Raw genomic sequence first — 15,061 nt, 5'->3', positions numbered from 1 at the left:
ATAAGTGAAACTACGCCTCTGTCTTCGCCCTTAGGGGCTCGCCAATCGGCGAGTTTTCTTTATTTTTAAAAAAACTAAAAACTTTTTTGTTTTGGTTTCATATAGTACAATGCAATATGGACTTAAATAAGGGGAAAGTAATCATAGGTTACAAATCAAAACCTTATTATGTATTTTAGCATGGAAGAATTTCAGGAGGTCACTACATGAAAGACGTTACAATAAATGTGATAGGTGCAGGATTGGCAGGAAGTGAAGCTGCCTGGCAGATTGCGAAGCGAGGTGTAAAGGTACGCCTTTATGAAATGAGACCAGTGAAACAAACACCTGCCCATCATACTGATAAATTTGCAGAATTGGTTTGCAGCAACTCGTTAAGAGCCAATACCTTAACAAATGCGGTCGGTGTGTTAAAAGAAGAAATGAGAAAGCTTGATTCAGTAATTATTGCTGCTGCTGATGCTTGTTCGGTTCCTGCCGGAGGTGCTTTGGCAGTTGATCGCCATGAATTTGCTGCAAAGGTCACGGACATGGTGAAAAATCACGAAAATGTTACCGTGATCAATGATGAGGTCGTGGAAATACCAGAAGGACCGACGGTAATTGCGACAGGGCCGTTAACGAGCCCAGCCTTATCAGCTCAACTTAAAACATTGACTGGCGAAGATTATCTTTATTTTTATGATGCAGCAGCACCGATTCTTGAAAAGGAAAGTATCGACATGGACAAGGTATATTTAAAGTCCAGATACGATAAAGGGGAAGCCGCTTATTTAAATTGCCCAATGACGGAGGAGGAATTCAACCGCTTTTATGAAGCCCTCACTACTGCTGAAACAGTGCCATTAAAAGAATTTGAAAAGGAAGTCTTTTTTGAAGGCTGTATGCCTATTGAAGTCATGGCAAATAGGGGTAAGAAAACAATGCTTTTCGGTCCATTAAAACCAGTGGGGTTAGAAGATCCAAAAACGGGTAAACGACCGTTCGCAGTTGTCCAGCTTCGCCAGGATGATGCTGCCGGAACCCTTTTTAATATTGTCGGATTTCAAACTCATTTAAAATGGGGAGCGCAAAAAGAGGTAATTAGTTTAATACCAGGCTTGGAGAATGCAGAGATAATTCGCTACGGTGTTATGCATCGTAATACTTTTATTAATTCACCTAAGGTATTAAAAGCAACCTATCAATTCCGGAATCGTAAGGATTTATTTTTTGCAGGGCAAATGACAGGTGTGGAAGGTTATGTAGAATCAGCCGCAAGTGGATTAATAGCAGGGATCAATGCAGCAAGAATCGTTCATGGAAACGAGCCGGTAGAATTTCCTATCGAAACTGCCATTGGAAGTATGGCTCGTTATATTACGACAGCGAACCCTGATAATTTCCAACCAATGAATGCCAATTTTGGATTATTTCCAGAATTGCCTGTTAGAATTAAAGGTAAGCAGGAAAGAAATTTACAGCATGCAAACAGGGCTCTGGAAACAATTCAGAACTTTGTGAAAGTTTTGTAAAATTTATTGCAAGGGCTATTGAAGTATGTTACGATTTAGTAGCCCTTGTGAGGTGAATGATATGGCAAATGTGAATGTTTTATTAAAGTTATTTATCGAGTATTTACAAATGGAGAAAAATTACTCACAATATACCATTGTACATTATCAACATGATATCCGTGAATTCTTTTTGTTCATGGCTGAACAAGCACTTAATGATGTAGAAACTGTACAATATTCTGATGCCAGACTATATTTGACTAAATTATATGATAAAAAGCTTTCAAGAAAAACAGTTGCGAAAAAAATATCGACTTTACGTAGCTTTTATAAATTTTTACTTCGTGAAAAATATATAGTGGAAAATCCATTTGCACTTGTAACGATTCCAAAGGCTGAAAAAAGGCTGCCAAATTTTTTCTATGAGGATGAACTTCAAATCCTTTTTCACTCGTGTGAAACAGATACACCATTAGGGGAACGTAATAAAGCATTACTTGAATTCTTATATGGAACAGGTATCCGTGTCAGTGAATGCTGTCAGATTTGCTTAAAAGATCTTGATTTTTATTTATCTACGGTATTGGTTCACGGAAAAGGTCAAAAAGAACGCTATGTACCATTCGGAAGTTGTGCAAAAGACTCATTGGAAAAATACATAAACAATGGCAGGAAGAAGCTTTTAGAAGGTAAAGAAAAAATTGAAGCCTTATTTCTAAATCACCGCGGCGGTCCCTTGACCACAAGGGGAGTGAGGGGGATTTTGAATAAAATGATTGAAAAATCGGCACTTGATAGCAGTATCCATCCACATAAGCTAAGGCATTCCTTTGCAACACATTTGCTGAATAACGGTGCCGATTTACGTTCCGTTCAAGAGTTATTAGGGCATTCCTTTTTATCGTCTACCCAGGTGTACACACATGTTACCAATGAACACTTAAGGAAAACGTATATGAGCCATCATCCAAGGGCATAAATGAATACAGTTTTCATAATTTTCTAGAGTAAGGTTCATTGTTAAAAAAGCAATTGCTATTCTATAGGACTGAAAATACTCCTGAAGGAGGAATATTCGTAATGTCTCAATTTCATGCTACTACTATTTTTGCGATTCACCATAAAGGTGAATGTTCAATGTCAGGCGATGGTCAAGTGACATTTGGAAACGCTGTTGTGATGAAGCACACAGCAAAAAAAGTGAGAAAGATATTTAATGGTAAGGTACTGGCCGGGTTTGCGGGTTCGGTTGCAGATGCTTTTACCCTTTTTGAGTTATTTGAAGGAAAATTAGAAGAATACAATGGCAATCTTCAAAGAGCTTCGGTCGAGCTTGCAAAGCAATGGAGAAACGACAAAATGCTCCGAAAACTGGAAGCCATGTTGATTGTTATGAATCATGAATATTTACTTCTAGTGTCAGGAACCGGAGAAGTTATTGAACCTGATGATGGGATTCTTGCAATTGGTTCGGGCGGTAATTATGCTTTGGCCGCAGGACGTTCATTAAAGAAATATGCAGGTGATCACCTGTCAGCTAAAGAAATTGCCAAGGCTTCTTTAGAAATAGCTGCTGAGATTTGTGTATACACGAACCACAACATTATTGTGGAAGAGCTATAACGGGAAGGAGACCAAAAATCATGGGAAAAACAACGAGTTTAACCCCCCGCCAAATTGTTGAAAAGCTTGATCAATTTATTATTGGACAGAAGGATGCAAAGAAAGCAGTCGCTGTTGCTCTTCGGAATCGATACAGGAGAGGCTTGTTATCTGAAAAACTCCGGGATGAAATAATTCCAAAAAATATTTTGATGATTGGACCAACCGGTGTTGGGAAAACAGAAATTGCCAGAAGAATCGCAAAGCTTGTGGGTGCACCCTTTATAAAAGTTGAGGCCACTAAATTTACAGAAGTAGGCTATGTCGGTCGCGATGTTGAATCAATGGTTCGAGATCTGGTTGAAACATCTGTCAGATTAGTTAAAGAGGACCGCATGTTAGCTGTCAAAGAGCGGGCAGAGGAAAATGCAAATGCTCGACTAGTTGATTTGCTGGTTCCATCTGCAAAAAAAGCCACTAATTATAAAAATCCATTAGAAATGTTATTTGGTGGCGGCGGAAGTTCATCTACCGAACAGGATACACATCAAGAAGACTATTCTGTAAACGAAAAGCGGAAGATTGTAAAAGAAAAGCTTGCACTGGGTCAATTAGAAGATGAAATTGTTACTGTTGAAGTTGAAGAACAAACACCATCAATGTTTGATATGCTTCAAGGCTCCGGCATCGAACAAATGGGTATGAATATGCAAGATGCATTAAGTAGCTTTATGCCAAAAAAACGGAAAAAAAGAAAATTAACTGTTCGTGAGGCAAGAACGGTTTTAACCAACGAAGAAGCCGGAAAGCTGATTGATATGGATGAAGTTTCATCTGAAGCTGTTTATAGGGCAGAACAGACGGGTATTATTTTTATCGATGAAATTGATAAAATTGCCAGTAAGAATTCCGGAGGTTCCTCAGCTGATGTTTCTCGGGAAGGCGTCCAAAGAGATATTTTACCTGTGGTCGAAGGTTCGACAGTGGTGACGAAATATGGTTCTGTTAAAACCGACCATGTTTTATTTATTGCTGCAGGAGCATTCCACATGGCAAAGCCTTCTGATTTAATTCCCGAGTTGCAGGGGCGTTTTCCAATTCGCGTTGAGTTAACAAAATTAACCGTCGAAGATTTCTTTAGAATTTTAATCGAACCTGATAATGCCTTAATTAAGCAATATCAAGCATTATTGGAAACAGAAGGTATACAAATTGAATTTTCTGACGAAGCTATTCGTAGAATAGCTGAAGTCGCCTTTGATGTTAATCAAAATACTGATAACATTGGTGCACGACGGCTTCATACGATCTTGGAAAAGCTTTTAGAGGACTTATCATTCGAAGCACCTGAAATTACCATGGAGAAAATTACTATCACTCCACAATACGTTGATGATAAGCTTGGAGCTATCTCAAAAAATAAAGATTTAAGTCAGTTTATCCTATAAATCGGCTAAATAAAGCCATGAGTGTAAAAATAGATAGGAAAACGCCTAATTCAGTAGAAGTGATTGAAATAAAATATAAAAATTTAATAATGGTTTTAGTTAATTAGGAGGAAGAAACACAATGGATTTACTTACAAAAACAAGAAAAATTAATGTATTATTACAAAAAGCGGCAGGAAAGCCGGTAAACTTTAAAGAAATGTCCGAGGCATTGAGTGAAGTTATCGAAGCTAATATTTTCATTGTCAGCCGCCGCGGGAAGCTTTTAGGTTTTTCAATTTATCAACAAATTGAAAACGAGAGAGTGAAAAAAATGTTTGAAGACCGTCAATTTCCTGAAGAGTATACAAAAGGTTTATTTGGGATTCAAGAAACTTCTTCAAACCTTGATATTGAAAGTGAATACACTGCATTCCCAGTTGAAAATAGAGATTTATTCCGTGAAGGTTTAACAACAATTGTTCCGATTATTGGTGGTGGGGAACGCCTTGGAACGTTAATTCTTGCAAGATTACAGGAAAAGTTTCATGATGATGATTTAATCCTTGCTGAATATGGTGCAACCGTTGTCGGAATGGAAATTTTGCGTGAAAAATCCGAAGAAATCGAAGAAGAAGCTAGAAGTAAGGCTGTTGTACAAATGGCAATCAGCTCATTGTCTTATAGTGAGCTAGAAGCTATTGAACACATTTTCGAAGAACTTAATGGCAACGAAGGCTTGTTAGTTGCTTCAAAAATTGCTGACCGTGTTGGAATTACCCGTTCGGTTATTGTTAACGCTTTAAGAAAGCTTGAAAGTGCCGGGGTTATTGAATCTCGTTCTCTTGGTATGAAAGGAACCTATATTAAGGTATTAAATGATAAGTTCCTTATTGAACTTGATAAACTAAGAGCTAACTAATAAATTTTCAATATAAACATTCCCCGGTTTTTTTACCGGGGATTTTTTTTGCTTAAGTTATCCTTGATTGTTTTTTCAACATGTGCTATATTATGACATGGTGTTAATACACACGCTCATAGATTTAAGCAGACGGTGCTGTAACTAAACAGTTTCTGTTTAAAAATGAAATGAGCGGAGGAAAACAAACCACTAGGAGGAAAAAACATGTCAGTAATTTCAATGAAGCAATTGCTTGAAGCCGGTGTACATTTCGGACACCAAACTCGCCGTTGGAACCCAAAAATGAAGAAATATATCTTCACAGAACGTAACGGTATCTACATTATCGATCTTCAAAAAACAGTTAAGAAGGTTGAAGAAGCTTACAACTGGGTAAAAGATCTTGCTGGTAACGGCGGAACAGTTCTTTTCGTTGGTACTAAGAAACAAGCTCAAGATTCTGTTAAAGAAGAAGCAGCTCGTTCCGGTATGTACTATGTTAATCAACGTTGGTTAGGTGGTACACTAACAAACTTTGAAACAATTCAAAAGCGTATTGGCCGCTTAAAAGATATTGAAAGAATGTCTGAAGACGGTACTTTTGAAGTATTACCTAAAAAAGAAGTTGTTCAATTAAAGAAAGAACAAGAACGTCTTGAAAAATTCCTTGGCGGAATCAAAGACATGAAGCAGCTTCCAGATGCATTATTCATTATCGACCCTCGTAAAGAGCGTATCGCAGTTGCTGAAGCAAAAAAATTAAACATTCCTATCGTAGGTATTGTTGATACTAACTGTGATCCGGACGAAATTGATGTTGTTATCCCGGCTAACGATGATGCAATCCGCGCTGTTAAATTATTAACAGGTAAAATGGCAGATGCAATTCTTGAAGCTAAACAAGGTGAAGAAGTTCAACCTATTGCTTAATTAAATGTAATACAGACATCATAAAGGTGATAAGAGGGAGCACCCTTTATCACCTTTTTTTAAAGAAAAATCGCAAAATGTTTATCTTGGCTTTCAATGGCTAAGATATGTATAGTACATAGAAATTAAAGGAGGAAGTAAATTATGGCAGTTACTGCTCAAATGGTAAAAGAACTACGTGAAAAAACGGGTGCAGGGATGTTGGATTGTAAAAAAGCGCTAACAGAAACAAATGGTGATATGGAAAAAGCCATCGATTTCTTACGTGAAAAAGGTATTGCAAAAGCTGCAAAGAAAGCTGACCGTATTGCCGCGGAAGGTTTAACAGGTATCTTAACAGAAGGTAACGATGCCGTTATTCTTGAAGTAAACTCAGAAACGGACTTCGTTGCGAAAAACGAAGGTTTCCAAACTCTTGTTAAGGAACTCGCAGCACATTTACTTAAAAACAAACCGGCTACTGTTGAAGAAGCTTCTGCTCAAACGATGGAAAACGGAGCAACTGTTGCTGACCATATTAATGCTGCAATCGCAAAAATTGGAGAAAACCTTACACTTCGCCGTTTTGCTGTAGTGTCAAAAACTGATAATGATGCATTTGGTGCTTACCTTCACATGGGTGGACGCATCAGCGTATTAACAGTTCTTGAAGGTACTACTGATGCAGATGCTGCAAAAGATGTTTCTATGCACATTGCTGCGCTAAAACCAAAATATGTTTCTCGTGATCAAGTATCACAAGAAGAAGTTGAGCGCGAGCGTCAAGTATTAACTCAACAAGCTCTTAACGAAGGAAAGCCTGAAAATATCGTTGCAAAAATGGTAGAAGGTCGTCTTGGAAAATATTTTGAAGATGTTTGTGTTCTTGACCAAACTTTCGTTAAAAACCCTGATCAAAAGGTTCGTCAATTTGTTGAATCTAAAGGTGCAAAAGTCCGTGAGTTCGTACGTTATGAAGTAGGGGAAGGTATCGAAAAACGTGAAGATAACTTCGCAGAAGAAGTTATGAACCAAATTAAAAAATAATAGTAAAATGTTCTCGGGCTTCAAGATATTTTATCTCTATGCCCAATATAATTTTAGGGAATGTTTCTGAAATAAGTTTGAATAGGGGACACGGCGTGTTCCCTATTTTTAAAGACAATGAAAAATTTACATACGGAGGTTCTTATGAGCAGCGGTCCTAAGTACAAACGCGTAGTTTTAAAATTGAGCGGGGAAGCACTCGCAGGTGAATCGAGCTTTGGAATTAAACCTTCCGTTATTAAATCGATTGCCATACAGGTAAAAGAAATAGCTGAACTTGGTGTAGAAGTAGCTGTTGTTGTCGGCGGAGGAAACATTTGGCGTGGAAAAATAGGCAGTGAAATGGGAATGGATCGGGCCACAGCTGATTATATGGGAATGTTGGCGACAGTAATGAATTCTTTATCATTACAAGACAGTTTAGAACAATTAGGCATCGAGACCCGTGTACAAACCTCTATTGAAATGCGCCAGGTTGCAGAACCATATATTAGACGTAGAGCAATAAGACATCTAGAGAAAAAGCGCGTCGTGATTTTTGCTGCCGGTACTGGAAATCCATATTTCTCAACTGATACAACTGCAGCTTTAAGAGCGGCTGAAATTGAAGCTGATGTAATCCTAATGGCAAAAAATAATGTTGATGGTGTCTATTCTGCTGATCCGCGACTAGATGAAAATGCTACTAAATATGAAGATTTGTCGTTTTTAGATGTTTTAAAAGAAGGATTGGCTGTTATGGATTCAACCGCTTCTTCATTATGTATGGATAATGATATTCCGCTTATTGTATTTTCTATTATGGAGCAGGGAAATATTAAACGCGCCATTATGGGTGAAAAAATTGGAACGATCGTTAGGGGGAAAAACTAATGCCAAAACAAGTTGTTGCAAATACAAAGGATCGAATGACAAAAGCAATTCAATCTTATTCACGTGAACTTGCAAGCATCCGTGCAGGTAGAGCAAGTGCATCATTATTAGACAGAATAACTGTCGACTACTACGGAGCACCTACTCCTGTGAATCAATTAGCCGGGATCTCTGTACCTGAAGCAAGATTACTTGTAATCCAACCATATGATAAATCCATTCTGGGTGAAATTGAAAAAGCAATTCTTAAGTCTGATTTAGGTTTAAATCCATCCAATGATGGAATGATAATCAGACTTGCTATTCCACAATTAACAGAAGAACGCCGCAAGGAACTTGTAAAAGTAGTAAAAAAAGAGTCGGAAGATGCTAAAATTGCAATTCGTAATATTCGCCGTGACGCTAACGACGATTTGAAAAAGCTTGAAAAGAATGGTGAAATTACAGAAGATGCACTTCGTGGCTATTCTGAGGACATTCAGAAACTAACAGACGAGTTTATAACAAAGATTGATCAAATTACAAAAGACAAAGAAAAAGAAATTATGGAAGTGTAATAAAAAGACCCTCTTTATAGGGGGTTTTTTCACTATTTTTTGAACGTTTTGATGATATGGGACCTTGACCTGTTTTCTGAACATTATTCTTAATTCCTTTTATTTTACATAAGTTATTAATTGGAGATATCTTATTGCTTTTTTGATATGATAAAGGCATGGTAAACCTCTAATCATATACATAACAACACACAGATACGATTGGGAAAGATCTATTATCGGAGGAAATGATAAACTTTATTTGGAGGAGCAAGATCATGTTTAATAAAATAAGGCCCTGGAAGAATCAAAAAAACTCTTCCACACTCCGAGAAAAAATAGAAAAGATAAAAAAATTGCCGGTTCCTGAACATGTGGCAATTATTATGGATGGCAATGGCCGCTGGGCAAAAAAAAGAGCATTACCAAGGATTGCCGGTCATCATGAAGGCATGAAGGTGGTTCGTAAAACGACGAGATTGGCTTCTAAATTGGGCATTAAGACGCTGACTTTATATGCTTTTTCAACAGAAAACTGGAAAAGACCAAAAAATGAAGTGGAATATATTATGAAATTACCGGAAGAATTTCTAGGTACATTTTTACCGGAATTAATCGAAGAAAATGTTCAAGTGAAAATGATGGGATATAAAGACCAACTCCCTGTACATACATTGCGTGCTATTGAAAGAGCAGTTGAAGATACAAAAAATAATACCGGACTTGTTTTGAACTTTGCTCTGAACTATGGAAGCAGGGCTGAGATTCTCGATGCCGTTAAACAAGTCATAAATGATTGTAAAAGTGGTATAATGAAGGAGAAAGAGTTAGATGAAAAAGTTTTTTCCTCTTACCTTATGACTTCAAAAATTGCCGATCCTGATCTTTTAATTCGTACAAGTGGAGAAATTCGTTTAAGCAATTTTATGCTCTGGCAATTAGCTTATACTGAATTTTGGTTCACTGAAGTCCTCTGGCCTGATTTTAATGAGGAACATTTGCTAGACGCAATAGGAGACTTCCAAAATCGCCAGCGTCGTTTTGGTGGCGTAAAATGATTTTCTAGAACTCAGAAGGTGTTGAACTGATAGATGAAGCAAAGAATCATAACAGGAGTCGTAGCAGCGGCACTTTTTGTGCCCATCGTTTTCTATGGTGGACTTCCTTTTGTTTTATTAACGTATTTTTTAGCAACTGTAGGCTTATATGAATTATTAAAAATGAGAAATCTTTCTTTTTTTTCGGTATTTGGATTGCTTTCGACCTTATTACTTTGGGTTATTTTATTCCCAAAGCAGTATACTCACGTTCTAAGTACTTTTAATTATTCAAAAACGGAACTTGGTATTGCGCTGATCCTTTTACTTTTAGCATACACAGTAATTACAAAGAATCGGATTACATTTGATGATGTTGGATTCTCTATTCTTTCTGCTGTATATGTTGGAATCGGTTTCTACTTTTTTATTGAAACCCGTAATGCGGGTCTTGTTTATATTTTCTATTCTTTGTTTATGATTTGGGCAACCGATTCCGGAGCATATTTTATTGGGAAAGCAATCGGAAAGAAGAAATTATGGCCTGAAATTAGCCCTAATAAGACAGTAGAGGGGTCGATTGGCGGGGTGGCTTGTGCCCTTGTTGTAGCGATTTTATTTGTTTTATTTTCAAATATCAATGCAACGATTTTGTCTTTAATGGGGATCACGGTGGTATTGTCCGTTTTTGGACAAATTGGTGACCTGGTAGAATCTGCTTTCAAACGTCATTTCAATGTGAAAGATTCAGGGAAGATTTTACCGGGACATGGAGGAATCCTTGACCGCTTTGACAGCCTCTTGTTTGTTTGGCCATTATTACACTTTTTCCACCTTTGGTAAAAGGCGCTTTTCTTTTAGGAGTTGACTGTTAGTGAAAACAATTAGTTTATTGGGGGCTACAGGCTCAATTGGCACCCAGACGTTAGATATTCTTAGAACACATCCAACAGAATTTAACTTAGCCGCGATGTCAGTAGGAAAAAACATTGAATTAGCAAGAAAAATGATTGTTGAATTTAAGCCTGAGCTAGTTTCTGTACAAGATCAACAAGACTGTGTAACATTAAAAGCTGAATATCCCAATATAAAATTTACATTTGGTGTAGAAGGCTTAATCGATGTTGCCGTTTATGACAAATCAGATATCCTGGTAAATGCAGTCCTAGGAAGTGTCGGTTTACACCCAACTCTTCAAGCAATTGAGAGTGGAAAAATAATCGCCATTGCCAATAAAGAGACACTTGTTACCGCGGGTCATTTAGTTATGGAAGCTGTAAAAAGAAACAAGGTTCCCTTACTTCCGGTTGACAGTGAACATTCCGCTATTTTTCAGGCATTGCAAGGGGAAAAAGAGAAAAATATTGAAAGATTAATTATTACCGCTTCAGGCGGAAGCTTTCGTGATCGAACCCGCCAAGAGCTTGAAAATGTTACCGTTAAAGAAGCACTCAACCATCCAAATTGGTCGATGGGTGCTAAAATCACAATCGATTCGGCAACAATGATGAATAAAGGTTTGGAGGTCATTGAGGCCCACTGGCTTTTTGACATGCCATATGAAAAAATTGATGTTTTACTCCATAAAGAAAGCATCATTCATTCCATGATTGAATTTCATGATAGCAGCATCATAGCCCAACTCGGAACGCCTGATATGAGAGTGCCGATCCAATATGCACTCACATACCCCGATCGATTGCCACTTCCTTCATCAAAAAGATTGGATTTAGCGAACGTTGGAAAACTTCATTTTCAGGAAATGGATGTTGAACGGTTCCGCTGTCTGCGTTTTGCATACGAAGCAGGTAAAATAGGTGGAACCTTGCCGACTGTTTTGAATGCTGCGAATGAGGTCGCAGTTGCAGCATTTTTAAAAGGGAAAATTCGTTTCTTACAGATTGAAGAATTAATTGAGAAAGCATTAAGTAGTCATCAAACAATTGGTTACCCAAGTTTAGCCGTGATTCAAGAAGTAGACAAAGAAACGAGACAGTTTGTACATTCACTTCTATAAAAAAGGTGGTTTTATTATTGACTACAGTTATTGCCTTTATTGTGATTTTTGGCGCACTCGTCTTCTTTCATGAATTAGGTCACTTTGTATTTGCAAAAAGGGCAGGAATTTTATGTCGTGAATTTGCCATTGGATTTGGTCCCAAAGTATTTTCTCATAAAAAGGGAGAAACAACATACACCATCCGTTTATTGCCAATCGGCGGATTTGTCCGCATGGCTGGCGAAGATCCGGAAATGATTGAAATCAAGCCCGGGCATCGGATTGGACTTTTATTTGATAAAGAGGATAAAGTAAAAAAAATTATTTTAAATAATAAAGAAAAATATCCTAATTGTCGGATTGTAGAAGTAGAGCATGCGGACATTGAGAGGGATTTGTTGATTAAAGGATTTCCCGAGGACGAAGAAGACAGCTTAAAAACTTTCTTAATCAATCCGAAAGCTGTTATTGTTGAAAATGGAATTGAATCACAAATTGCCCCAATTGATCGCCAATTTGGCTCAAAAACATTAGCACAAAGAGCGATGGCGATTTTTGCAGGTCCCATGATGAACTTTGTTCTTGCATTTGTGGTGTTTATAATTATTGCATTACTTCAAGGAGTTCAAACGAATGACCCCAAATTGGGCGAAATCACTCCTGATGGTGCTGCCAAAGCTGCAGGTCTGCAAAAAGGTGATATTGTTCAAAGTATAAATGGTTCAGAAATTTCCAGTTGGTCTGATGTAGTGGAAATCATCAGAAAAAATCCAAATCAAAAACTTAATTTTTCAATTAGCAGGGATGGAAAAGATAAAGCGATAACGGTCACCCCAATCGAAAAAACGGTGGATGGAAAAAAGATGGGGATTATTGGGGTATATAGTCCTGTCGAGAAATCACCTGTTCAAGCTATTTCTTCAGGATTTACAGAAACGTATTTTTGGACAAAGCAGATTTTTGTCATGCTTGGTAAATTGGTTACCGGTCAATTTTCTATTAATATGCTTTCTGGTCCGGTTGGAATCTATGTTTCCACAGATACAGTTGCCAAATCAGGTATTTATTATTTGATGAAATGGGCTGCGATTTTGAGCATTAACCTGGGAATTATGAATTTATTGCCGATTCCTGCACTTGACGGTGGAAGGCTAATGTTTTTTGCTGTTGAGGCTGTAAGAGGCAAACCAATTGACCGTCAAAAGGAAGGGATGGTCCACTTTATTGGATTCGCTCTCCTTATGTTGCTGATGCTTGTTGTAACCTGGAATGACATTCAAAGGTTCTTCCTTTAAGATTTTATCTTTTCGTTTTCAGTACCCCTGTTAATTTTAACAGGGGTATCTATTTGTTCAAGAAATAATCATAAATTCAAGAGGTGCCTTATATGAAACAAAGCCAAACGCTAATTCCTACTCTACGGGAAATTCCTGCAGATGCAGAAGTAAGAAGTCATCAATTATTACTAAAAGCCGGATTTATCCGGCAAAATGCCAGTGGTGTATATAGCTATATGCCGCTTGGTAAGAGGGTTCTTCAAAAGGTCGAGACAATTGTCCGTGAAGAGATGGATCAAGCGGGTGCAGTTGAACTTTTAATGCCGGCACTACAACAGGCGGAATTATGGCAGGAATCAGGCCGGTGGTATACATATGGTCCTGAATTAATGAGGGTTAAGGACCGGCATGAGCGAGACTTCGCTCTTGGTGCGACACATGAAGAGGTGATAACCAGTCTAGTACGGGATGAAGTAAAATCATATAAAAGATTACCGCTTACTTTATATCAAATTCAGACTAAATTCCGTGATGAAAAGCGACCTCGTTTTGGCTTATTACGTGGAAGGGAATTTGTTATGAAGGATGCCTACTCCTTTCATACCTCCCATGAAAGTCTTGATGAAGTGTATCAAAAGCTATTTACTGCTTACACAAATGTATTTACCCGCTGCGGATTGAATTTCCGGGCAGTAATCGCAGATTCAGGAGCGATGGGTGGGAAGGATACACATGAATTTATGGTATTATCTGATGTCGGTGAAGATACCATTGCCTATTCTGATTCCTCCAATTATGCCGCCAATATCGAAATGGCACCAGTAAATGCCGCATATTCTAAGAGTGAGGAAGCACTAAAAGAATTAGAAAAGGTAGAAACGAAGAACCAAAAAACAATTGCAGAAGTATCGGAATTTTTAAAAGTGAAAGCTGAAAAATGTATAAAAACACTTGTATTTCAAGTAGACGATAAGTTTGTGTTGGTATTGGTTCGCGGTGACCATGAAGTAAATGATATTAAACTAAAAAATCTATTTGAAGCCGGTGCAGTGGAATTGGCCAGCCCTGAAAAAACAAATGAAATATTAGGATGTTCAGTTGGGTCTCTAGGACCGATCGGTGTAAATAATATTGAAGTAGTTGCGGATTTTGCAGTTAAAGCAATTGTGAATGGTGTTTGCGGGGCAAATGAAGAGCATTACCATTATATTAATGTGAACCCCGAGCGTGATTTTACAATAAACAAATATGAGGATTTACGTTTTATCCAAGAGGGGGATTCTTCGCCGGACGGTGAGGGAACCATCAAGTTTGCAAAAGGAATTGAGGTTGGACATGTCTTCAAGCTTGGTACCCGCTATAGTGAGGCAATGAATGCCCTTTATTTAGACGAAAATGGAAAGTCACAGTCAATGATTATGGGCTGTTATGGTATTGGTGTATCAAGGACAGTCGCTGCTGTTGCGGAACAATACAACGATGAGAATGGTTTTATTTGGCCAGCTAATATTGCACCATATCATCTTCATATAATTGCCGTAAATATGAAGGATCAGGTACAGGTAGAACTTGCAGAAACGCTTTATAAAGATTTATCCAAAAATCGTTTTGAGGTGTTGTTAGATGATCGCAAGGAAAGACCGGGAGTAAAATTTGCTGACTCAGACTTAATTGGTCTTCCCTTACGGATCACCGTTGGTAAAAAAGCATCAGATGGTATTGTTGAATTGAAAATTCGTAAAACCGGTGAAATGTTCGAAGTCCATCAGAATGAACTTTTGGAGAAAATAACGTCAATCATTCAAACACTTTAATTACAAGAGGGACTGCTCATGCAGTTCCTTTTCAATTTATTAAATATAGGCTATGTTAAAGCTTATTGTTGATTTTGCTCACTATGTTGATTGAAGCGGAAGGCATAGATCCTAGATATAAATTGGTTGAAGTTTTCTGT

Annotated in this window: 14 protein-coding genes; all 14 read left to right on the top strand. The window is 37.8% G+C overall.

Annotated elements, in window-relative coordinates; translation table 11 throughout:
- Positions 1 to 206: 206 nt before the first annotated feature.
- The 14 genes from trmFO (at position 207) to AC3ANV_RS19900 (ending at position 14,921) form a co-directional block, all read left to right on the top strand.
- Entirely contained in the window at positions 207 to 1,514 is a 1,308-nt protein-coding gene (trmFO, locus tag AC3ANV_RS19965; protein WP_488310417.1) for an FADH(2)-oxidizing methylenetetrahydrofolate--tRNA-(uracil(54)-C(5))-methyltransferase TrmFO, read from the top strand.
- A 61-nt stretch (positions 1,515 to 1,575) separates the two neighbouring features.
- Positions 1,576 to 2,475 carry a tyrosine recombinase XerC gene (gene xerC, locus AC3ANV_RS19960; RefSeq protein ID WP_488310416.1) on the top strand — a complete coding sequence of 300 codons (900 nt, stop codon included), beginning with the start codon at positions 1,576 to 1,578 and terminating at the stop codon, positions 2,473 to 2,475.
- Between the two features lie 101 nt (positions 2,476 to 2,576).
- Complete coding sequence (gene hslV, locus AC3ANV_RS19955; RefSeq protein WP_488310415.1) at positions 2,577 to 3,119, top strand: ATP-dependent protease subunit HslV; 543 nt, start codon at positions 2,577 to 2,579, stop codon at positions 3,117 to 3,119.
- A 20-nt stretch (positions 3,120 to 3,139) separates the two neighbouring features.
- A complete protein-coding gene (hslU, locus tag AC3ANV_RS19950) occupies positions 3,140 to 4,546 on the top strand; it encodes an ATP-dependent protease ATPase subunit HslU (protein ID WP_488310414.1) in 1,407 nt (468 codons plus the stop codon).
- Between the two features lie 121 nt (positions 4,547 to 4,667).
- Positions 4,668 to 5,447, top strand: a complete 780-nt coding sequence (gene codY / locus AC3ANV_RS19945) for a GTP-sensing pleiotropic transcriptional regulator CodY (RefSeq protein ID WP_488310413.1) — start codon at positions 4,668 to 4,670, stop codon at positions 5,445 to 5,447.
- Between the two features lie 207 nt (positions 5,448 to 5,654).
- Complete coding sequence (gene rpsB / locus AC3ANV_RS19940; protein ID WP_488310412.1) at positions 5,655 to 6,359, top strand: 30S ribosomal protein S2; 705 nt, start codon at positions 5,655 to 5,657, stop codon at positions 6,357 to 6,359.
- A 144-nt stretch (positions 6,360 to 6,503) separates the two neighbouring features.
- Positions 6,504 to 7,385 carry a translation elongation factor Ts gene (tsf, locus tag AC3ANV_RS19935; RefSeq protein ID WP_488310411.1) on the top strand — a complete coding sequence of 294 codons (882 nt, stop codon included), beginning with the start codon at positions 6,504 to 6,506 and terminating at the stop codon, positions 7,383 to 7,385.
- A gap of 144 nt (positions 7,386 to 7,529) precedes the next feature.
- Positions 7,530 to 8,258: a UMP kinase gene (gene pyrH, locus AC3ANV_RS19930; protein WP_488310410.1), complete on the top strand. Its 729-nt coding sequence runs from the start codon at positions 7,530 to 7,532 to the stop codon at positions 8,256 to 8,258.
- Positions 8,258 to 8,815, top strand: a complete 558-nt coding sequence (gene frr / locus AC3ANV_RS19925; protein WP_488310409.1) for a ribosome recycling factor — start codon at positions 8,258 to 8,260, stop codon at positions 8,813 to 8,815. Before pyrH ends, frr begins: the two co-directional genes overlap by 1 nt.
- Before the next feature lie 257 nt (positions 8,816 to 9,072).
- Positions 9,073 to 9,852 carry an undecaprenyl pyrophosphate synthase gene (uppS, locus tag AC3ANV_RS19920; RefSeq protein ID WP_488310408.1) on the top strand — a complete coding sequence of 260 codons (780 nt, stop codon included), beginning with the start codon at positions 9,073 to 9,075 and terminating at the stop codon, positions 9,850 to 9,852.
- A gap of 33 nt (positions 9,853 to 9,885) precedes the next feature.
- A complete protein-coding gene (locus AC3ANV_RS19915) occupies positions 9,886 to 10,674 on the top strand; it encodes a phosphatidate cytidylyltransferase (protein ID WP_488310407.1) in 789 nt (262 codons plus the stop codon).
- Between the two features lie 31 nt (positions 10,675 to 10,705).
- Entirely contained in the window at positions 10,706 to 11,848 is a 1,143-nt protein-coding gene (gene dxr / locus AC3ANV_RS19910) for a 1-deoxy-D-xylulose-5-phosphate reductoisomerase (RefSeq protein ID WP_488310406.1), read from the top strand.
- 17 nt (positions 11,849 to 11,865) lie between these two features.
- The gene (gene rseP, locus AC3ANV_RS19905; RefSeq protein ID WP_488310405.1) at positions 11,866 to 13,125 is read left to right on the top strand and encodes an RIP metalloprotease RseP; all 1,260 of its coding nucleotides are present in this window, start codon (positions 11,866 to 11,868) and stop codon (positions 13,123 to 13,125) included.
- A 92-nt stretch (positions 13,126 to 13,217) separates the two neighbouring features.
- The gene (locus AC3ANV_RS19900) at positions 13,218 to 14,921 is read left to right on the top strand and encodes a proline--tRNA ligase (RefSeq protein WP_488310404.1); all 1,704 of its coding nucleotides are present in this window, start codon (positions 13,218 to 13,220) and stop codon (positions 14,919 to 14,921) included.
- The last annotated feature ends 140 nt before the right edge of the window (positions 14,922 to 15,061 follow it).

It is taken from the genome of Neobacillus sp. DFD-2R, from assembly GCF_057747865.1.
This window is presented reverse-complemented; position numbering and strand designations above follow the sequence as displayed.

Excerpts from the sequence above, each read along its gene's own strand:
- pyrH (WP_488310410.1), top strand. The coding sequence starts at position 7,530 with ATGAGCAGCGGTCCTAAGTACAAACGCGTAGTTTTAAAATTGAGCGGG.
- hslV (WP_488310415.1), top strand. The coding sequence starts at position 2,577 with ATGTCTCAATTTCATGCTACTACTATTTTTGCGATTCACCATAAAGGT.
- AC3ANV_RS19900 (WP_488310404.1), top strand. The coding sequence starts at position 13,218 with ATGAAACAAAGCCAAACGCTAATTCCTACTCTACGGGAAATTCCTGCA.
- AC3ANV_RS19915 (WP_488310407.1), top strand. The coding sequence starts at position 9,886 with ATGAAGCAAAGAATCATAACAGGAGTCGTAGCAGCGGCACTTTTTGTG.
- tsf (WP_488310411.1), top strand. The coding sequence starts at position 6,504 with ATGGCAGTTACTGCTCAAATGGTAAAAGAACTACGTGAAAAAACGGGT.
- codY (WP_488310413.1), top strand. The coding sequence starts at position 4,668 with ATGGATTTACTTACAAAAACAAGAAAAATTAATGTATTATTACAAAAA.
- uppS (WP_488310408.1), top strand. The coding sequence starts at position 9,073 with ATGTTTAATAAAATAAGGCCCTGGAAGAATCAAAAAAACTCTTCCACA.
- trmFO (WP_488310417.1), top strand. The coding sequence starts at position 207 with ATGAAAGACGTTACAATAAATGTGATAGGTGCAGGATTGGCAGGAAGT.
- frr (WP_488310409.1), top strand. The coding sequence starts at position 8,258 with ATGCCAAAACAAGTTGTTGCAAATACAAAGGATCGAATGACAAAAGCA.
- xerC (WP_488310416.1), top strand. The coding sequence starts at position 1,576 with ATGGCAAATGTGAATGTTTTATTAAAGTTATTTATCGAGTATTTACAA.
- hslU (WP_488310414.1), top strand. The coding sequence starts at position 3,140 with ATGGGAAAAACAACGAGTTTAACCCCCCGCCAAATTGTTGAAAAGCTT.
- rpsB (WP_488310412.1), top strand. The coding sequence starts at position 5,655 with ATGTCAGTAATTTCAATGAAGCAATTGCTTGAAGCCGGTGTACATTTC.